This window comes from Paenibacillus pasadenensis (assembly GCF_023715725.1).
Lineage (GTDB): Bacteria > Bacillota > Bacilli > Paenibacillales > Paenibacillaceae > Paenibacillus_O > Paenibacillus_O pasadenensis_A.
In genome coordinates this window covers 1-255 of sequence record NZ_JAMBOT010000089.1, presented here as the reverse complement: position 1 = coordinate 255, position 255 = coordinate 1, and the positions used below count along the sequence as shown (strand labels likewise).

Annotated in this window: 1 protein-coding gene; it reads left to right on the top strand. The window is 51.4% G+C overall.

Features of this window, described 5'->3' with window-relative positions:
• On the top strand, positions 1-255 hold a 255-nt coding region (locus tag M3223_RS24125; RefSeq protein WP_251566328.1), incomplete at both ends, for a DDE-type integrase/transposase/recombinase.

Here is a 255-nt window from a genome sequence, read left to right as displayed (position 1 = left end):
TCGTCTCGGAGCGTCTGGTCGGAAAAATCATGCGCGAGAATGGGCTTCGCTCCTGCGTATCTCGAACCTTCAAGGTGACCACGACGGATTCCAAACATGCGCTGCCGATTGCACCTAATGTCCTAAATCAAGACTTTTCGACAACAGCGCCAAACCAGGTATGGGTGACGGACATCACGTATATTCCCTGTCGTGAAGGCCGGCTCTATCTAGCCAGTGTATTGGATTTGTTCACCCGCAAAATTGTCGGTTGGA